The sequence below is a fragment of the Cobetia sp. 4B genome (assembly GCF_018831605.1).
In the GTDB taxonomy this organism is placed as follows: domain Bacteria; phylum Pseudomonadota; class Gammaproteobacteria; order Pseudomonadales; family Halomonadaceae; genus Cobetia; species Cobetia amphilecti.
Window position 1 is genome coordinate 3,981,419 of record NZ_CP059843.1, and the last position, 18,678, is coordinate 4,000,096.

16 protein-coding genes are annotated in these 18,678 nt (G+C 64.1%); 4 read left to right on the forward strand and 12 right to left on the reverse strand.

Features of this window, described 5'->3' with window-relative positions:
- Positions 1 to 51 precede the first annotated feature (51 nt).
- From H2O77_RS16285 to ffh, 10 genes are all read right to left on the reverse strand, one after another.
- Complete coding sequence (locus tag H2O77_RS16285; protein ID WP_215824653.1) at positions 52 to 1,857, reverse strand: DHHA1 domain-containing protein; 1,806 nt, start codon at positions 1,855 to 1,857, stop codon at positions 52 to 54.
- Positions 1,858 to 2,016: 159 nt separating this feature from the next.
- Positions 2,017 to 3,408 carry a threonine synthase gene (thrC, locus tag H2O77_RS16290; RefSeq protein WP_215823551.1) on the reverse strand — a complete coding sequence of 464 codons (1,392 nt, stop codon included), beginning with the start codon at positions 3,406 to 3,408 and terminating at the stop codon, positions 2,017 to 2,019.
- A gap of 115 nt (positions 3,409 to 3,523) precedes the next feature.
- Positions 3,524 to 4,840, reverse strand: a complete 1,317-nt coding sequence (locus H2O77_RS16295; RefSeq protein WP_215823552.1) for a homoserine dehydrogenase — start codon at positions 4,838 to 4,840, stop codon at positions 3,524 to 3,526.
- 172 nt (positions 4,841 to 5,012) lie between these two features.
- A complete protein-coding gene (locus H2O77_RS16300; protein WP_215823553.1) occupies positions 5,013 to 5,783 on the reverse strand; it encodes a DsbC family protein in 771 nt (256 codons plus the stop codon).
- A 39-nt stretch (positions 5,784 to 5,822) separates the two neighbouring features.
- A complete protein-coding gene (gene xerD, locus H2O77_RS16305) occupies positions 5,823 to 6,728 on the reverse strand; it encodes a site-specific tyrosine recombinase XerD (protein WP_215824654.1) in 906 nt (301 codons plus the stop codon).
- Between the two features lie 270 nt (positions 6,729 to 6,998).
- Positions 6,999 to 7,355, reverse strand: a complete 357-nt coding sequence (rplS, locus tag H2O77_RS16310) for a 50S ribosomal protein L19 (protein WP_043336437.1) — start codon at positions 7,353 to 7,355, stop codon at positions 6,999 to 7,001.
- A 196-nt stretch (positions 7,356 to 7,551) separates the two neighbouring features.
- Positions 7,552 to 8,304 (reverse strand): tRNA (guanosine(37)-N1)-methyltransferase TrmD, encoded by a 753-nt coding sequence (gene trmD, locus H2O77_RS16315; RefSeq protein ID WP_043336440.1) that lies wholly within the window; start codon positions 8,302 to 8,304, stop codon positions 7,552 to 7,554.
- 25 nt (positions 8,305 to 8,329) lie between these two features.
- Entirely contained in the window at positions 8,330 to 8,896 is a 567-nt protein-coding gene (gene rimM, locus H2O77_RS16320) for a ribosome maturation factor RimM (RefSeq protein ID WP_082388946.1), read from the reverse strand.
- A gap of 7 nt (positions 8,897 to 8,903) precedes the next feature.
- Positions 8,904 to 9,155 (reverse strand): 30S ribosomal protein S16, encoded by a 252-nt coding sequence (gene rpsP, locus H2O77_RS16325; protein ID WP_043336448.1) that lies wholly within the window; start codon positions 9,153 to 9,155, stop codon positions 8,904 to 8,906.
- 223 nt (positions 9,156 to 9,378) lie between these two features.
- Complete coding sequence (gene ffh / locus H2O77_RS16330) at positions 9,379 to 10,815, reverse strand: signal recognition particle protein (protein ID WP_054557273.1); 1,437 nt, start codon at positions 10,813 to 10,815, stop codon at positions 9,379 to 9,381.
- A 384-nt stretch (positions 10,816 to 11,199) separates the two neighbouring features.
- On the opposite strand from ffh, the gene ccsA reads away from it, so the two are divergent.
- From ccsA to H2O77_RS16345, 3 genes are all read left to right on the forward strand, one after another.
- Positions 11,200 to 11,997 (forward strand): cytochrome c biogenesis protein CcsA, encoded by a 798-nt coding sequence (gene ccsA / locus H2O77_RS16335; RefSeq protein ID WP_215823554.1) that lies wholly within the window; start codon positions 11,200 to 11,202, stop codon positions 11,995 to 11,997.
- A 99-nt stretch (positions 11,998 to 12,096) separates the two neighbouring features.
- On the forward strand, positions 12,097 to 13,374 hold the full coding sequence (locus tag H2O77_RS16340) for an HlyC/CorC family transporter (protein WP_043336457.1): 1,278 nt from the start codon (positions 12,097 to 12,099) through the stop codon (positions 13,372 to 13,374).
- Positions 13,375 to 13,692: 318 nt separating this feature from the next.
- On the forward strand, positions 13,693 to 14,928 hold the full coding sequence (locus tag H2O77_RS16345; protein ID WP_215823555.1) for a multidrug effflux MFS transporter: 1,236 nt from the start codon (positions 13,693 to 13,695) through the stop codon (positions 14,926 to 14,928).
- Positions 14,929 to 15,050: 122 nt separating this feature from the next.
- Here the strand turns inward: H2O77_RS16345 and H2O77_RS16350 are convergent, their stop codons facing one another.
- Entirely contained in the window at positions 15,051 to 16,943 is a 1,893-nt protein-coding gene (locus H2O77_RS16350; RefSeq protein WP_192839485.1) for an MFS transporter, read from the reverse strand.
- Entirely contained in the window at positions 16,940 to 17,584 is a 645-nt protein-coding gene (locus H2O77_RS16355; RefSeq protein ID WP_043336466.1) for a TetR-like C-terminal domain-containing protein, read from the reverse strand. The genes H2O77_RS16350 and H2O77_RS16355 overlap by 4 nt, the downstream gene beginning before the upstream one ends.
- A 295-nt stretch (positions 17,585 to 17,879) precedes the next feature.
- Between H2O77_RS16355 and H2O77_RS16360 the strand changes: the two genes are divergently transcribed.
- Positions 17,880 to 18,590 carry an SOS response-associated peptidase family protein gene (locus H2O77_RS16360; protein ID WP_240548645.1) on the forward strand — a complete coding sequence of 237 codons (711 nt, stop codon included), beginning with the start codon at positions 17,880 to 17,882 and terminating at the stop codon, positions 18,588 to 18,590.
- The last annotated feature ends 88 nt before the right edge of the window (positions 18,591 to 18,678 follow it).

Below are 18,678 nucleotides of genomic sequence, written 5' to 3' on the forward strand. Positions count from 1 at the left end.
GTTTGATGGCAAGAGCTTTTTGGCCAGATATCGCTGTCAATTCAAACAAGCTCATGCAGGCACTGCGTGCTCCAACATCAACTGCAGTGACTCCCTCCCCCGCCAGCGATTGCGCGACAACTTGTAAGCACACTTCAGAGAGGTCCCCACGCCGAATGCCGGCGATTCCCCCGGTGACAGCGCACGGAACCAGATCGCCTTGAGGCGCGTACGCCCGAGCGAGAGTTCCAATGACAGGTGCGTGCCATCGGCGCCTACCGGCCTGAGGCTCTCGACCAGGAAGCTGCCCTCGAAGAGAGGCGCCTCGAACTCACGTCCGAAGGGCGCCAGACGCTCGAGCTCATCCAGCGTCTCCAGACTCAACTGCCCTTCCACCAGCTCACCATCACTGAGAATCAAGGGATTGAGCGCCCTCTCCCCCAACTGCTCCGCGGCTGCCTGTTGCAGGGCACGAGTGAAGGTGTCCTTTTCCGTCAGCGGCAAGCCCACCCCGGCGGCGCCGCGATGCCCACCGAAGCGCGGCAGGCACTGCGGCGCGAGATCATGAGCACGCTGCAGCGCATCCCGCAGGTGCAATCCTTCGATGGAGCGCCCGGAGCCTGTCAACATGCCGGGCACCGCGGCTGGTGTCAGCACGACGGTCGGTCGCCCGAACTGCTGCACGAGACGCGAAGCGACAATGCCCTGCACCCCGGGATGACCATCCTCCAGGTGGACCACGATCACCTGATGCCCTTGCCGCAAGGAGGTGAGCGCCAGGGCACGCGCCGACTCGACCATCTCGGCTTCGATCGCCTTGCGGGACTGGTTGTCCTGATCGAGCACTTCCAGTGCACGCTGCGCTGCGTCATCTTCCCGCGCCAACATGAAATGCAGCGCGGCGTACGGGTCATCCAGACGCGAGCGGGCATTGATACGCGGCCCCATCTGGAAGGCCAGCGTCTCGGCATTGAAGGGCACGCTATCCGCCCCGAGCCGCTCTGCCATCGCGCGCCAGCAGGGTTCCTGCATGCGGTTGATCAGCGTGAGGCCCAGATTGACCACCGCGCGATTGATCGCACTCCCCCCCAGTGACACACAGTCCGCCACCGTCCCCAGCGCCACATACGACAACCACGGCGACAGCTTGGGGGCATCGCTCGGCAACCTGCCCTGTTCGATCAGGACGTTACGGGTCAATGACATGGTCAGCCAGGCGACCATGCAGCCGGCAATGGTCGCATCAGGATAGGCGCAGTCATCTCGTGTCGGATTGACCGTCGCGTAGGCGGAAGCCGGCGGCCCTTCCTGAGACAACGCATGGTGATCCGTCACCACGACCTCTATCCCCGCCTCCTTGAGCAACGCCAGACGCGCCTCATCACTGGAGCCGCAGTCCGCGGTCACGATCAGAGACGGGCGCGGCGACAGCGTCATGATGCGCTCGACCAGCGGCAGACTGATGCCATAACCATCATGGATGCGATGGCCGATCAGACTGTGCACGCGGTCGTAGGGCACATCGAACAGCTCGGTCAGCGTGCGCAGCATCACCACATGCGAGGTGATGCCATCCACGTCATAGTCGGTGAGGATGCCGATATGCTCCCCCTCGGCGACGGCGCGCGCGATGCGCTCTGCCGCGCGCCGGCCATCGGCCAGCCGTTCGGGATGCTCGATATGCCGGAGCGCCGGCGTGACCAGCGCCTCCAGGGGCGCCTTGCAGCTCTCCAGCGTCAGACGCCCTGCCAGCACACGCGCCTGCAATTCGCTGAGCCCGGTCGCGATGCCCTGCTGATAGAGACGCTCGTCACGCGCGCGCGGCTGAATGACCCGCGCAATGCTGGCCGCAAGCGTGCGCTCGTCCGGACGACTCATGGAATCTTGCGAGAATGGGGGCGACACGGGGGAAGTGACAGACATGAAGAGCTCCTGACAAACGACATGGCCGTCATCTCGGCAGCGGGCTGCAGACATGACGGCCATGAAAAGATGACTGCCGATTACCCCGAACGGGCCAACCGGCAGTTGTTGCAATCACCCGCGGCGATTCTCGCGCACGAAGTCCTGCACTGCCGCCAACTCCGCCGGCAGTACGCTGTAACGCTCCTCGCGCTCCAGCAGGTCATGCAGATGCGGCGGCAGATCGACGCCAGCAAAGCCGGCACGCGCCACGGCTTCGGCAAACTTGGCCGGATGCGCCGTCGCCAGCGTGATCATCGGCGTCGCGCTATCGGTGCGGCAGACCTCAGCCGCACGATAGCCGGTTGCCGTATGCGGATCGAGAATCTCACCGGTGCGATGGTGCGCCTCACGGATGACCTCGAGGATCGTCTCGTCATCGACACTGTGGCTGGAGAACAGCTCACGCAGCTTCGCCAGCGGGGCATCCGCCAGTGCTGCCGGTTCCCGCGAGAAGTGCTCGAGCAGCTCACGGATCGCCTGACCATCGCGGCCATAGGCTTCGAACAGCAGACGTTCGAAGTTGGAGGACACCACGATATCCATCGACGGTGCCAGCGTCGCCTTCAGCTCCTGACGTGAGAAGTCATTGGAGGAGATGGTGCGATGCAGGATGTCGTTGGCGTTGGTGGCGATCACCAGCTGGCGCACCGGCAGCCCCATACGCGAGGCCAGATAGCCGGCAAAGATGTTGCCGAAGTTGGCCGACGGCACCGTGAAGCTGACCTGACGCGCCGGAGCGCCCAGCGCCACACCGGCGGCCACGTAGTAGACGGTCTGGGCCATGATGCGCGCCCAGTTGATCGAGTTGACCGCGACCAGACGCGTGCCGTTCAGGAAGTCCTGATCGGCGAAGCTGGCCTTCACCATCGCCTGGGCATCGTCGAAGTTGCCTTCGATGGCGATGTTGAAGACGTTGGGCGCCAGCACGGAGGTCATCTGGCGACGCTGCACTTCGGAGACACGGTTGTGCGGATGCAGAATGAAGATATCCACATGATCGCAGGCACGGCAGCCCTCGATGGCGGCAGAACCGGTATCACCGGAGGTCGCGCCCATGATCACCGCACGCTCGCCGCGCTTGGCAAGGAAGTGATCCAGCAGGCGACCCAGCAGCTGCAGCGCGACATCCTTGAAGGCCAGCGTCGGGCCGTGGAACAGCTCCAGCAGGTAATGGTTGCTGTCGAGCTGATTGAGCGGCACGACGGCATCGTGACTGAAGGTCGCGTAGGTCTCGCGCACGATGTCACGGAAGGTCGCGTCATCGATGGCGCCATCGACGAAGGGCTTCATGACACGGAAGGCGATTTCCGCGTAGGACTCACCGGCCATCGCCGTCAGCTCTTCGGCGCTGAACTGCGGCAGGGTTTCCGGCACGTACAGGCCGCCATCGCTGGCAAGCCCCGTGAGAACCACATCTTCAAAACCGAGCGCCGGCGCCTGGCCGCGCGTGGAGATATAACGCATGTCGTGTCTTCCCGTGGCTCTTGCCACCGTTATGATTCTTGCTCTTCCGGCCTGCGCCGGCTGCCCAGCGGGGCGGTGCCATCACCGTCGATAGCCCCGCCCCGTTTGCCCGCGATCAGGCGTTGTCGTCGAGATCCTCGACACGAATGCGCACCACGGAACCGGCGACATCCACCAGCGCTTCCAGCTGGCGAATCGCTTCGTTCATGTGCAGTTCGCGCGCACGGTGCGTGAGCAGAATGATCGGCACCAGCTCCCCTTCGGTGGCTTCCTTCTGGATGATCGCCTCGATGGAGATGCCCTGCTCGGAGAGAATCGACGCGACACGCGCCAACACGCCCGGGCGGTCCACTGCGTGCAGACGCAGATAGCAGGCCGTCTCGATCTCTTCCATCGGCAGGATCGGCAGGGTGTCGCCGTGCTGATTGATCTCGGCGAAGGCCAGATACGGCACGCGGTAGCGGTGGTCGGTGGCGATATCGCGCGCCACGTCGAGCAGGTCCGCGACCACGGCAGAGGCCGTCGGCTCGGCACCGGCGCCGGCACCGTAGTAAAGGGTCGGGCCGACAGCGTCGCCCATCACCTCGATGGCATTCTTGACGCCATGCACATTGGCCAGCAGACGCCCCTTGGGAATCAGCGTCGGATGCACGCGCAGCTCGAGGCCCTTGGCCGTGGCGCGGGTGATGCCCAGATGCTTGATGATGTAGCCCAGGTTATCGGCCTGCTCGATGTCCTCGGCCGTGATGCGCGAGATGCCTTCGGTGTAGGCCTTGTCGAACTGCAGCGGCACGCCGAAGGCGATCGAGGCCAGGATGGTCAGCTTGTGCGCGGCATCGATGCCTTCGACATCAAAGGTCGGATCGGCTTCGGCATAGCCCAGCGCCTGCGCCTCGGCCAGCACGTCCTCGAAGCTGCGACCTTCATCACGCATCGCGCTGAGGATGAAGTTGCCGGTGCCGTTGATGATGCCGGCCAGCCACTGGATGCGGTTGGCACCCAGGCCTTCACGCAGCGACTTGATGACGGGAATGCCACCGGCCACTGCGGCTTCGAAGGCCACCATCACGCCCTTCTCGGCGGCGGCACGGAAGATCTCGTTGCCGTGGACGGCGATCAGCGCCTTGTTGGCGGTCACGACATGCTTGCCGTTGGCGATGGCTTCCATCACCAGCTGATAGGCGACATCGTAGCCACCGATCAGCTCGACCAGCACGTCGATCTCGGGATTGCGCGCGACCTCGAAGATGTCATGCGTGCGGCTGACGCCGGTGATATCGCAGTCAGGATTGTCGCGTCGTGCGCCGACCTGTTCGACGATGATCGGGCGTCCAGCACGACGCGCAATCTCATCGGCATTGCGAATCAGCACGTTATAAGTGCCGCCGCCTACGGTCCCTAGACCACAGATTCCTACTTTCACCGGTTTCAACGTCGCTTTCCTCTCTTGTTACGGTATCCAGCCTTGAGGGCCGCGCCACTGTCAGCGACGGCCTTGCCGATCTCACGTCGGTCTATTATCCAGACATCCTGCACGTACGTCTGTCGTGACCACGGTAGCAAGGCAGGACGCCCTGTCAACGCGCAGTCTTGTCGCCTGTGATTCAGTCATCGATGCCCAGCATGCTGGCAAGACGCTCCACCGGCAGGTAGCCAGGCACCATCTGGCCATCCGGCATCACGATGGCCGGGGTGCCCTGCACTCCCATGCGCGTGCCCAGCTGATACTGGCTTTGCACCGGTGCATCGCAGCTGGCCGCCTGCTTGGGCACTTCGCCTTCATTCTTGATCTGGTTCATCGCCTCGGTGGGATTGTCCGCACACCACACCTGCGCCAGCTCACGCGCCCCCTGCGAGCGCATGCCACCGCGCGGGAAGGCCAGATAGCGCACTTCGATGCCACGTGCATTGAGTTCCGGCACTTCCTGGTGCAGCTTGCGGCAATACGGGCAGGTGGTATCGGTGAAGACACTGATCACCGCCTTGACCTCACCCGTCGGGCGGAAGATGACCATATCATCTTCACTGACCTCGGCCAGCAGCTCGAGGCGCTCGCCATTGGCCTTCTGCTCGCTGAGATTGACCAGCCCCTTGTCGCCATCGTTGCGGTACATCTCACCCACGATCAGATGCTTGCCGTCGATATCGGTAAAGAAGCTCTCGCCACTGGTCAGGCGCACCTCATAGAGGCCGTCGATGGGGCTTGAGGCCAGTGATTCGACCGGCAGCGGCTGGCCATTGACGACGAGCTTGTCGCGCAGATCATCCAGCGCATCAGCCTGGGCCAATGGCGCCACAAGCGTCAGCATGGCGCCGGCGCTCAGGAGGCGGATCGCACGGGACAGGGCCTGCGGACGACGGAAAGACTTGCTCATCAAACACTCCTTGGCGTCCGCGCGCAGAGGGAAGGACACTCAGCCACGCGGATGATGTTCGGCATGCAGACGCTCCAGACGCGCCTGGGCCACATGGGTATAGATCTGGGTCGTGGAAAGATCACGATGCCCCAGCAACAACTGCACGACACGCAGGTTGGCACCGTGATTGAGCAGGTGCGTGGCGAAGGCATGGCGCAGCGTATGCGGTGACAGAGGCTTGCTGATGGCCGCAGTCACGGCGTGACGCCGGATGCGATGCCAGAAGGTCTGTCGCGTCATGGCCTTGTCGTGTCGGCCGGGAAACAGTGCCGGACGCGTCTGGTCGGCCATCATCGCAGGTCGGCCAACGGACAGCCAGCGTGACAACCAGTCACAGGCCTCCTCGCCCAGCGGCACCAGCCGCTCACGATCGCCCTTGCCGGTGACACGCACGACGCCCTGGCGCAGATTGAGCGCATCGACACTCAGGTTGACCAGCTCGCTGATACGCAACCCCGCGCCATAGAGCACTTCGAGCATGGTGCGGTCGCGCAGCCCGATGGGCGTGTCGAGATCCGGCGCCTCCAGCAGGCGCTCGACCTCCTCCTCATCCAGCGTGCCCGGCAGGCTGGGAATCACGCGCGGCAGGCGCACCTCATGCAGCGGGTCCGCCTCGATCATGCCTTCGGCCAGCGCCCAGCGATAGAAGCGCCGCAGCGCCGACAGCAGACGTGCCGTGGAGCGCAGCGCATGCGACTCACGCCGCGAGTCACAGAAGTCCTGCACCTGCTGCGGTGCCACGCTCAGCAACGGCACCGCGTCAGCACCCGTCTCCGCCTGATCGGCCAACCAGCGCCGCCAGGCCGTGAGATCACTGCGATAGGCGCCGAGCGTATTGTCACTGGCACCCCGCTCTAGCCACAACGTATCGAGAAAGGCCTCGACCAACGCATCGTCGTCCATCATTCCCGCTTCCCCGTCCTCAATGACGTGCCATCCGCGCTCGCCGTGGCCGTCATGTACCGCGGCACCGGGCCTGCGTGAGCCTCGATTCTACCGTGATGCCCTGACGATGAAATGAACCCGCTGCAAGTCACACCGGATTTCCCTGGTGCACAAACACGAAGACCCCGCCATGCGATGCATGGCGGGGTCTTCATATGGCGGAGGAGCAAGTGGCAATTCGCTCCCCCGCAGTACTGCCGAGTTCTGCAGTCAGGGAATGCGGAGCGCTTAGCCCAGCTTTTCCTTGATGCGTGCAGACTTGCCGCTACGCTCACGGAGGTAGTACAGCTTGGCCTGACGGACGTCACCACGACGCTTGACGTCGATAGCGGCAACCTGCGGGCTGTAAGTCTGGAAGGTACGCTCGACGCCCACACCGTGGGAGATCTTGCGGACGGTGAAGGCGGAGTTCAGACCGCGGTTACGCTTGCCGATCACCACGCCTTCGAAGGCCTGCAGACGCTCGCGAGTACCTTCGACAACCTTGACCTGGACGACGATGGTGTCGCCCGGTGCAAAGGCCGGGATTTCCTTGGCCATCTGCTCGTTTTCGATCGCCTGGATCAGTTTATTCTTGCTGCTCATCGCTAGCTCCAAATTCGTTAGCATCAATCCTGGGATTGATGTTCGTCATGACCCCGGCACCGCAAACGGCCTTGAACACGGGGATCGACCTTGTGTGTGACGCGCCACGGAACTCCCGCAAGATGACTCCGGGCCGTGCCGCACCTCCGCCACGGTGGCGGCCTTCTCCTGACAGCGAACCTTCGGTTCGCAGCGGTCAGGCCTTGCCTTTCCGGGCGTGCTGCGCGATGAACTCGTCGAGCAGCTTGCGCTCCTCACGAGTCAACGTGCGACTCTCCAGCAAATCCGGACGCCTGAGCCAGGTACGTCCCAGAGACTGCTGCAACCGCCAGCGCTTGATCAGGGCATGATTGCCACTGAGCAGAACATCCGGCACCCGCTTGCCGTCGATGACTTCAGGGCGGGTATAGTGCGGACAATCGAGCAGGCCATCGGTGAAGGAATCCTCCTCCGCGCTGGCTTCATGCCCGAGTACGCCCGGCACCAGGCGTGCCACCGTATCGATCAGGACCATGGCCGGCAGTTCCCCGCCAGACAGGACGTAATCGCCGATCGACCACTCCTCGTCGATCTCCTCTTCCACCACGCGCTCATCAATGCCTTCATAGCGTCCAGCCACCACGATCAGACGCTCTTGCGTCGCCAGTTCGCGGGCACCGGCCTGATCCAGCTTGCGGCCTTGCGGGGAGAGATAGATCACACGAGCGTTGTCACCGCCAGCGGCGCGGGCGTCACGAATGGCGCCACGCAGGGTCTCGACCTTCATCAACATGCCGGGACCACCGCCGTAGGGACGATCATCGACCGTACGGTGCCTGTCGGTGGCGTAGTCGCGAGGATTCCAGAAATCGACCTCGAGCAGGCCCTTGTCGACCGCTCGGCCGGTCACGCCACTGGCGGTAATCGCCGTGAACATTTCCGGAAACAGGCTCACTACACCAATCCACACAGGCGTCAGCTCTCTGTGCTTAACATCAGAATTCGGGATCCCAGTCGACGCTCATGCGCCCAGTGGTGAGATCCACATCGCGAACCACCTGATCGGGAAGGTACGGCACGAGCCGTTCCTTCTCATCGATGCTGTCGTCGTTCGGCTTTATCACCAGAACGTCGTTGGCACCGGTTTCCATCAGGGTGCTCACTTTCCCGAGGCGCTGGCCATCCAGCGTTACCACCTCGAGACCTTCCAGTTGATGCCAGTAGTACTCACCGACTTCCAGCTGCGGCAGGTGCTGCTTGGGCAGGAGAATCTCCGCCCCGGCCAGCTCCTGTGCTGCTTCGCGACTGTCGATACCTTCGAGCTGTGCCACCAGGCCCTTGCCATGGCGACGTGCCTGAGCGAGGCGGGCGGGAATCTGCTTCCCGTCCAGCTTCAGCATCCAGCCAGCGTAATCGAAGATGCCGTCAATCGGGCTGGTGTAGGAATACACCTTGAGCCAGCCTTTGACGCCATAGGGGCTGGTAAGCTTCCCCATCACCACGACATCATCGTCATGCGATGACGCTGCGGTCGGCTGCGGGTTGTTCGGTTGAGTAGGCATCCTGGAATCAAGCCTGCTGCTTGCCAGCTTCCTTGATCAGCTGAGCGACACGGTCAGAGACCTGTGCGCCCTGCTGCTGCCAGTGAGCGACGCGCTCGAGATCGACGCGCAGACGCTCTTCCTGGCCGCGAGCGACCGGGTTGAAGAAGCCGACGCGCTCGATGAAGCGGCCATCACGGGCTGTGCGGGAATCAGCCACAGCGAGGTGGTAGAAGGGACGCTTCTTGGCGCCACCACGTGCCAGACGAATGGTAACCATTGCGTAATCTGTCCTTCGTGTTGAAGTGAAAATCGTGCCACAGAACTCGTCTTCGCATGGAGGGTCCACACGAAGAGGCGACATTCTACGGAAATTGGCAAGCCTTGGAAACCTTTTTCCAAGGCCATACACACGCTCCGTGGCACGGGACGTGCCACGGAGCGCAATTCCTGGTGTCAGCGCCCATGTCTCATCAGCGCTGCATCGGGCATCGGGTCAACAATCAGCGACGCGGGAAGCGTCCGCCGCCCATGCCGCCGGGGCCACCCATACCACCCATGCCACCCATACCGCCGGGGCCGCCAGGACCACCGCCACCGCCCATCATGCCGGACATGCCACGCATCATCTTCTGCATGCCACCTTTCTTGCCGGCCTTCTTCATCATCTTTGCCATCTGCTTGTGCTGCTTGAGCAGACGATTGAGGTCCGGCACCTGGGTACCGGAGCCCATGCAGATGCGGCGCTTGCGCGACCCATTGATGAGGTCGGGGTTGCGGCGTTCCTTGGGCGTCATGGAGTTGATCATCGCCTCCAGCTTGCCCAGCTCCTTCTCGCTGGCCTGGCTCTGGGCGACTTCCGCCAGCTGACCCATGCCCGGCAGCTTGGACATCAGGCTGCCCATGCCACCCATGTTCTTGAGCTGCTGGAGCTGGTCACGGAAGTCCTCGAGATCGAAGCCTTCGCCTTTCTTGACCTTGCTGGCCAGCTGCTCGGCCTTGCTCTTGTCGACGGTGCGCTCGGCTTCCTCGATCAGCGACAGCATGTCGCCCATGCCGAGGATGCGCGAGGCGATCCGGTCCGGGTGGAAGGGTTCGAGGGCGTCGACCTTCTCCCCCATGCCCATGAACTTGATCGGCTTGCCGGTGATGTGACGCACGGACAGGGCCGCACCGCCACGCGCATCACCGTCGGCCTTGGTCAGCACGACACCGGTCAGCGGCAAGGCTTCATGGAAGGCCTTGGCGGTGTTGGCGGCATCCTGACCGGTCATCGCATCGACGACGAACAGCGTCTCGTCAGGATTGACGCTGCGGTGCAGGGCGGCGATCTCGTCCATCATGTCGGCATCGACATGCAGGCGACCGGCGGTATCGACCAGCACCACGTCGTGGAACTGGATACGCGCGTGCTTCATCGCCGCTTCGGCGATGGCCACCGGCTGCTGGGAGGAGTCGGAGGGGAAGAAATCGACCCCGACTTCCTTGGCCAGCGTTTCCAGCTGGTCGATGGCGGCCGGACGATAGACGTCGGCCGAGACCACCAGCACCTTCTTCTTCTCGCGCTCGCGCAGGTAGCGTGCCAGCTTGGCGACGGTGGTCGTCTTGCCCGCACCCTGCAGGCCTGCCATCAGGATGACGGCCGGACTGCCCTTGAGCGTCAGACCTTCATTGGCTTCGCCCATGATCGCTTCCAGCTCCTGCTGGACGATCTTGACGAACTGCTGGCCCGGCGACAGGCTCTTGGACACTTCCTGACCGACGGCACGTTCGCGCACTCGCTCGATGAAGGCCTTGACCACCGGCAGCGCGACATCGGCTTCAAGCAACGCCTTGCGCACTTCGCGCAGGGTGTCCTTGATGTTGTCTTCCGTCAGCTTGGCCTGGCCGGTAATCGACTTCAGCGTATGCGACAGGCGATCACTCAAACTTTGAAACATGGGCCTCTCCGGCTAGGGACGTCTGGGGTCCGCGCTGCGGGGACGAGGGCGTAAGCCACCTCGTGACCGGCGCACGGCATGACGCCCCAGCGCGTGAATGGTTATCCTGTCGCGCATTATACGCACAGGGCGGCCGTGTCTCCATGCATGCAAGACTTGCAAGTCGCCATCCTGGCGATGACATGCATGAAGGAAGCAGCGCCGACAATCGTCATGCAATGCGGAGTCTGTCGCCGCGCAGGCCTCATCGCCCGCGAGAGCACGCGACAGGACACCGCGAGTGGATGCAATCCCGGCGGCGCATTCGGTATAGTCTCTGCAGATAGACAGTGCCTCATGCGAGGCCTGATCTCCCGCTACCCTCCGGCACCTGGACAACAGCACATGCAGGCTCTGCCTTTTGCCTTTCTGGCCATCATCTTCTATCTCGGCGCCGGCCTCTGGCAGGGCCTTACCCTGACACGCCGCGTCCCGGCACGCACGCGTCTGGTGCGCAGTCTGGCGCTGATCGCCGTCGCCTGCCATGCCGTCATCGTCTGGGTCACGCTCAACCACGGTGGCGCACTGCACCTCGGACTGTTCGAGAGCGCTTCGCTGGTCAGCTGGGCCATCTGCCTGCTGCTGGTGACCGCCAGCCTGTTCAAGCCGGTGATCGCCGGGGGCGCGGCGCTGTTCCCGGTCGCCGCCGCCTGCGTGCTCGGCGTGATGAACCTGCCGAGCGCCACCACCGAGAACCCGCTCTCCCCCGGTCTGGTCGCCCACATCTTCACCTCGGTGGCGGCGCTGGCCTTCTTCAGCATCGCCGCCATGCAGGCCGGACTGCTGTCGCTGCAACAGCACGCGCTCAAGAAGCGCCATACCCGCGGCATCGTCCAGGTGCTGCCGGCACTGACCAGCATGGAGCGTGCGCTGTTCGAGCTGATCTGGGCCGGCATGATCCTGCTCAGCGTGTCGATCATCAGCGGCACCATCTATCTGGACAACATGTTCGCCCAGCATCTGGCTCACAAGACGGTGCTCAGCCTCGGCGCCTGGATCATCTTCGCCGTGCTGCTGTTCGGGCATCACGTGCTGGGCTGGCGCGGCCAGCGTGCCGCCCGCTGGACACTGGGCGGCTGCCTGGTACTGGCGCTGGCCTTCTTCGGCACCAAGTTCGTGCTGCAAGTGATATTTTCCCACTAAGCCCTGCCACCCCGACAGAGATCGCTCGCTGCGCCTGATGCATTGCAGCGAGCGTGTCAGTATCATGCGCCTAAATCCGCCACCGAGGACCCTTCACTCTTGAGCGACGACACCCCGTTGGGGCTGCTGTTCGGCCTACTGGTCATCCTGATCATCCTGTCTGCCTTCTTCTCGAGCTCCGAGACCGGCATGATGTCGATCAACCGCTACCGTCTCAGTCACCGTGCCAAGGGCGGTGAGCGCGGCGCCAAGCGTGTTACCCGCCTGCTTTCCCGTCCGGACCGCCTGATCGGCGTCATCCTGATCGGCAACAACTTCGTCAACAACCTGGCCGCCTCGCTGGCGACCATCATCGCGATCCATTACTTCGGTGATGTCTCGGGCCCGGCCGTCTCGACCGCCGTGCTGACCATCGTGGTGCTGATCTTTGCCGAAGTGACGCCCAAGACCATGGCCGCCGTGAACCCGGAGCGCATCGCCTATCCGGCCTCGCTGGTGCTGGAACCCCTGCTCAAGCTGCTCTACCCGCTGGTCTGGCTGGTCAACGGCATCTCCAATGGCCTGCTGCGCCTGTTCGGCGTGCGCGATGTCAGCGGCGGCGCCGACAGCCTGACCCGTGACGAGCTGCGCACCGTGGTCCACGAAGCCGGCAGCATGATCCCGCGTCGCCACCAGGGCATGCTGCTGTCGATTCTCGATCTCGAGAACGTCACCGTCGATGACATCATGGTGCCGCGTCAGGAGATCTTCGGCATCGACCTGGACGATGACCTCGACATCATCCTCAGCCATATCCGCGCCAGTCAGCACACGCGGGTGCCGGTCTACAAGGGCGACATCAACAACATCATCGGCATCCTGCACCTGCGCAACGCGGCGCGCTTCCTGTCACTGGACGAGGTCACCAAGGCCTCCATCATCCAGGAAGCCCGCGAGCCCTACTTCATCCCGGAATCCACGCCGCTGCATACCCAGCTGCTCAACTTCCAGAAGCAGAAGCGCCGCATCGGCATCGTGGTCGACGAGTATGGCGATGTGCAGGGGCTGGCGACGCTGGAGGACATCCTCGAGGAGATCGTCGGCGAGTTCACCACCGATGTCGCCGGTACGCATCAGGAGATCCACCCGCAGGACAACGGCAGCTACGTGATCGAAGGCACCGCCAACATCCGCGAGATCAACAAGGCCATCGGCTGGCAGCTGCCGACTGACGGTCCCAAGACGCTCAACGGCCTGATTCTGGAACATCTGGAATCCTTCCCGGATGCCCCGGCCAGTCTCGCCATCGGCACCACGCGCATCGAGATCCAGCAGGTGAAGGACAACCAGATCACCTCGGCACGCTGCTGGCAGGCGGCTCGCACCACGCGCAGCTGACGCGCCACCCGCATTGCCACGCAGCACGGCACTCTCGACGACAGGCCCGCCAATTGGCGGGCCTGTCGCGTCTGGGGCACGCCAACTCACCCAGGTGCTCATTTGCAGGTGCTCATTTGCAGGTGCTCAGACACAGCGGCTCAGGTGCAAGAACCAGCTGCAATACGGTGTTGCAGACCACGACACGCAAGCGGCCCGAACCCACGCTATGCTGTGCGCGTTCGCGCTGCCCGCCAGCGCCAGACGTCACGGACCTGCGCCAGAGCAGGCTGACTCACCGCTCCCCCTGCAATGCCCCACAACCTTCGAATGGCCCTCATGACTTCAGCTTCCGCCCCAACGGCGACCCCCGCCCTGCATCGACAACCTCACTTCACCGTGCTGCTGGCCCTGATGGTGGCGCTCGCCCCGCTATCGATGGATGCCTTTCTGCCCGCCATCCCCGCCATGGCCGCGGAATTCGGTGTCGATCACTCCCGCCTCGGCCTGACCATCACCTTCTTCCTGGCCGGCTACGCCTTCGGTCAGCTGAGTGGTGGCCCGCTGTCGGACAGCCTGGGCCGTCGCCCGATCGCGCTGGGCGGCATCGTGCTGTTCTTGATCGCGAGTCTCGGCTGCGCCATGACGCATAGTCTGGAATGGCTGATGGTCTTCCGTGTCCTGCAGGGAATCGCGACCGGCATGACCGGCGGCGTCTCTCGCACCGTGGTGCGCGATGTCGCGACCGGCAAGGACGCCGCGCGCCTGATGACCAACGTCATGATGGTGCTGATGGCAGCACCGCTGGTCGCCCCCAGCCTCGGCGCTCTCATCCTGGCACTGAGCACCTGGCAGATGGTCTTCATCGGCCTGGCCGTCTATGGCGTGATCGCCGGAGTCGCCATTCGCCAGTGGCTGCCGGAGACCCTGCCTGCCAGCGAGCGTTCACCGCTCAGCCTGCGCGGCGCATTGGCCAGCTATCGCACGGTACTGACCACGCGCGGCGTCCCCGGGCACCTGATGCTGCTGCTGTGCGGCCCCGGCATCATGTTCACCTTCCTGACCAACGCGAGCTATCTCTATCAGGGCGTGCTGGGGCTGAACTCCGGTGAGTTCGCGCTGGCCTTCGGCGCCAATGTCGGCGCGATGCTGATCGGCAACCGTCTCAACCACTTCGGCCTCAAGCATCTGCGCACGCGCAAGCTGGTTCAGGTGGCACTGTGCATGCAGGGGATCGGCATCACCTGGCTGATCTCGCTGGTCATCACCGACAACGTCCAGGTCGCCACCCTGATTCCGGGCATCCTGTTCGTGCTGGGCGCCGGCGGCATGATCACGCCCAACGTGATGGCTGACTACCAGTCGCTGTTCACACGTGGCCATGGTGCCGCCAATGCCATCTCCGGCACGGTGCTGTATCTCGGCGGTGGCCTCTATGGCGCCCTGGCCAGCCTGTGGCTGAGCGGCGATGACATGCTGGCGGTGCCACTGGTCATGCTAGGCGCCTGGGCCATCGGCGGCTTCGGCTTCTGGGTCACGCGCCACACTGCTCCCTCCGAGCAGTCCAGCGACTGACGCGACGCCGCGCTCGACGCCAGTGGCCATTTGCTGGTCGCCAGAACGTGAAATGCCGCCCCTGCCTGACGATCGTGTCGGCATGGGCGGCATTTTCATGCAGCGCTGAAAAAAAATAGCGGCTAGCGGGAGCGCGCCAGCCGTGTCGCCTTGCGATGCAGATCACGCACCGCCTCTTCGAGCTCCACCGCCTTGGTGCCGACAGGGTCGAAGGTACGCCCGACGCACAGCTCTACCCGCCCGCGCAGCCGCCGCGGAAACTTGGCGAAGGCAGGCCCGCCGCCGTGGGAGAACCAGGAGCCCCACAGGCCACCCAGCGCCATCGGAATCACCGGCACCGGGTCACGCGCCAGAATCAACTCCAGCCCGCGCCGGAAGCGACCGACCTCACCGTCACGCGTCAGCTTGCCCTCGGGGAAGATCATCACCACCTCTCCCTCGCGCAGCGCCTTGCCGACTTCCTCCAGCGAGCGGCGCACCCCAGCCGGGTCCTTGCGCGAGGAGTCCACCGGAATCGCCCCGGCGATGCGGAAGAACCACTTCAGCCACGGCGAGTGGTAGATCTCGGCATCCATCAGGAAACGCAGCGGGCGTGGACTGGCCCCGCCCAGAATCAGCGCATCCATGAAGCTGACGTGATTGCACACCACCAGCGCCGCCCCTTCCGCCGGTATCCGCCAGCGCCCCTTGAGGTGCAGGCGATACATCAGATGGATGAGGATGAAGATATTGAGGCGCAGGAAGGGTCGCGGGTCACGCAGCATGCAGACCACCGCGATCAGCCCGCTGATCAGGGACAGCAGCAGCAGGAAGTCCGGGATATCGCGCCCCATCACGCCCAGCACCAGAATGCCGGCACCGGCCGACAGCACCATCAGCAGGGCATTGAGCACGTTGTTGGCCGCGATCATGCGCGCGCGGTGATCTTCAGGACTGCGGATCTGCAGCAGGGTGTAAAGCGGCACGATATAGAGGCCGCCGCCGAAGCCGATGACACCGAGATCCAGCCACATGCGCCAGAAACCGGCGATGCCCAGCAGCTCGATCAAGGGCGTGGCCATCTGTGCCTCGGCCAGTGCCGGGCGCAGGGCAAGATCCAGCCCGCCAGCGAAGATGATCAACGCGCCGAAGGGCACCAGTCCCGTCTCGAGACGCCCGCGCGAGACACGCTCACAGGCCAGCGACCCCAGCCCGATACCGATGGCAAAGGCCGCCAGCAAGGCAGAGGTCGCCCCTTCAGCCCCATGCACGATATCGCGCGCATAGGCCGGCAACTGCGTCAGATAGCTGGCGCCGAGGAACCAGAAGGCACTGATGCCCAGCAGCGCCCAGCGAAGCCGGCGATTGCTCAGCCCTTCACGCATCACCGCGATGCTGCCGGAGAGCGGACGCCACGGCACGGGGCCGGGCGAAGCGGAGGGTGCCGGCGGAATCTTGCCGGCCGCCATCACGCCTAGAAGAGACAGCGAGACCAGCGATGCGGACAGCGCCCAGCGTGCCAGCTCGCCGCCCAGTGCCATCAAGGCCGCGGCGGCAAGGGTACCGATCAGGATGGCGAGGAAGGTGCCCAGCTCGACCCAGGCATTGCCGCTGACCAGCTCATCCGGCTTGAGGTGCTGGGGCAGGATGGCGTACTTGACCGGCCCGAAGAGCGCCGACTGGGTGCCCATCATGAACAGCAGCGCCAGCAGCAACTCCCAGGCCTCGAAGATCAAGGCGCCGGCCGCCACGCTCATGGTGGCCAGCTCCAGCCACTTGAGCCGCACGATCAGGCGCTGCTTGTCGAGGCGATCAGCCAACAGGCCGCCCCAGGCGGAGAACAGCAGAAAAGGCAGGATGAACAGACCGGCCGCCAGGTTGTTGACGATGCCGGTGTCCCAGCCCCGCTGCTCGATGACCACGAAGGTCATCAGCAGCAGCAAGGCGTTCTTGAACAGATTGTCATTGAAGGCCCCGAGGGCCTGGGTCCAGAAGAAGGGCGCAAAACGGGGTCGCCGGAGCAGTTCTCGACTCATTTGCCAGCTTCCGTGGCATCCCCCGCACACGCAGCCTCGCTGCGTACCTTGAGCCCCGCCAACATGGTGTCCAGCAACTGATCGAGCAGCTCCGTCACTTCCAGTGGCTGCCCCTGCCACAGTCCCAGACGCTCGTTCATGCCCAGCTGCACCAGACCGTGCACGCTACCCCACAGCGTGCGCGCCATGCGCTTGGCCTCGACGGACTCGACGCGTGGGGCGTACTCGACCAAGGCCCCCTCCACACGCTCGAACAGCCCTTCGATCATCGCGTTCTGTCGCTGGTCCAGCTCACCTTCCTGGGCGAGCGGGAAGTCGAACAGCAGCTGCCAGCGGTAAGGATCGCGCTGGGCGAAGCCCCAGTAGGCGCGCGCCAAGGCCTTGAGGCGCTCCGAAGGACTCGGCGTCTCCTGTCCGGCTATCGCATCGCGCAGCCTGTCCAGCGTCGCCAGATTGACGTGCTGGAGCAGGTTGCCGAAGCTGCCATAGAGCTTGAGCAGGGTGCTGGGCGCACAACCGACTTCGCGAGCCAGGTTGCGCAGAGACAGGGCGTGAACGGGCTGCTCTTTGAGCCATTCATCGCAGGTCTCCATTACCCGCGCATGCAGCGCTTCCGGTGCATGCTGACGTGGACGGGCCATCGAATTCCTCTGATGCTTGAGATGCGTTACCGCGTAGCGAATCTGACGCGGTGTGTGTTCGGACAGCACGGGTGGGCAAAGGGTTGCGACGCCTAGCGGGCATCTCTTGGAGCACCCCGTATCGGTCATTGAATCGAACAGTGTTTCCGTCCAGCATATCGAGACTGAGCACAAACGCAAGCACCACCAAGGTGTGGCATGCTGGCATCCGTGGCGTGCAGCGCGATCCACACCCCATCTCAGGCAGCAGCTGCCGCTGCATGTTCCCTTCGCCTCATCGCCTCAAAGGATTCTCGTGGCTGGTCGTCTGTATATCCCCCCCTACCCCGCTGACCTGCCCCCCGACGAACTGTTCGGGTCGCTGGCGACTCCCGCGCTCGAACGCCAGTTGCGCAGCGAACTGCTGGTCAGCGCCAATCGCGCCCCGCGCATGCCCGCCTCGATGCTGCGTCTGGAAGGCCCCCGCCTGCGCCTGGTGCCGGCACTCTGGGGCCTGACTCCCAGCTGGCTGGAGATCATGGACCACGCCCCGCACGTGGCGCGGGCAGAGTCGCTGGAAACGCGACGCATGTTCCGCGAGTCGTTCATCAGCCAGCGGGCACTGATCCCCGTCGGCGGTGTCTATGTGTGGAAGGAACAACCGCGCATGAAGCAGCCGTTTCTGGTCACGCACCCGACCCGTGCCCCGCTGTTGCTGGCCGCCCTGTGGACGCGCCACTTCAGCGCCCCCCTGATGGAGGGGCTGCCCCCCGAGGGTCGCGACAGCTTCGCGTTGATCAGTGTCGAGTGTGCCGGGGTCACGTCACGCCTGACCGATCGCATGCCCGCCGTGATAGCGCCGCATCAGGTACGCGACTGGCTGAATGCCGAGACGCCGCTGGAGACGGTACGCAGCATGCTGACGCCGAACGCCAACCTGGCCGCCTTCCCGGTCGCACGCCTCGTCAACGACCCCGAGCATCAGGAGTGGAGCGTCGCGCACCCCACCGGCCCGATGCTGACCTGAATCCGCCTGCGCCGACGGCACGTATCGAGGATGGCGGCACTGCATCGCTCTACCGCCTCGCGCGCATGTTCGCCCAATGAGAACCATC

Excerpts from the sequence above, each read along its gene's own strand:
- H2O77_RS16285 (WP_215824653.1), bottom strand. The coding sequence starts at position 1,857 with ATGAGTCGTCCGGACGAGCGCACGCTTGCGGCCAGCATTGCGCGGGTC.
- thrC (WP_215823551.1), bottom strand. The coding sequence starts at position 3,408 with ATGCGTTATATCTCCACGCGCGGCCAGGCGCCGGCGCTCGGTTTTGAA.
- H2O77_RS16300 (WP_215823553.1), bottom strand. The coding sequence starts at position 5,783 with ATGAGCAAGTCTTTCCGTCGTCCGCAGGCCCTGTCCCGTGCGATCCGC.
- xerD (WP_215824654.1), bottom strand. The coding sequence starts at position 6,728 with ATGGACGACGATGCGTTGGTCGAGGCCTTTCTCGATACGTTGTGGCTA.
- rplS (WP_043336437.1), bottom strand. The coding sequence starts at position 7,355 with ATGAGCAGCAAGAATAAACTGATCCAGGCGATCGAAAACGAGCAGATG.
- rimM (WP_082388946.1), bottom strand. The coding sequence starts at position 8,896 with ATGCCTACTCAACCGAACAACCCGCAGCCGACCGCAGCGTCATCGCAT.
- rpsP (WP_043336448.1), bottom strand. The coding sequence starts at position 9,155 with ATGGTTACCATTCGTCTGGCACGTGGTGGCGCCAAGAAGCGTCCCTTC.
- ffh (WP_054557273.1), bottom strand. The coding sequence starts at position 10,815 with ATGTTTCAAAGTTTGAGTGATCGCCTGTCGCATACGCTGAAGTCGATT.
- ccsA (WP_215823554.1), top strand. The coding sequence starts at position 11,200 with ATGCAGGCTCTGCCTTTTGCCTTTCTGGCCATCATCTTCTATCTCGGC.
- H2O77_RS16345 (WP_215823555.1), top strand. The coding sequence starts at position 13,693 with ATGACTTCAGCTTCCGCCCCAACGGCGACCCCCGCCCTGCATCGACAA.
- H2O77_RS16350 (WP_192839485.1), bottom strand. The coding sequence starts at position 16,943 with ATGAGTCGAGAACTGCTCCGGCGACCCCGTTTTGCGCCCTTCTTCTGG.
- H2O77_RS16355 (WP_043336466.1), bottom strand. The coding sequence starts at position 17,584 with ATGGCCCGTCCACGTCAGCATGCACCGGAAGCGCTGCATGCGCGGGTA.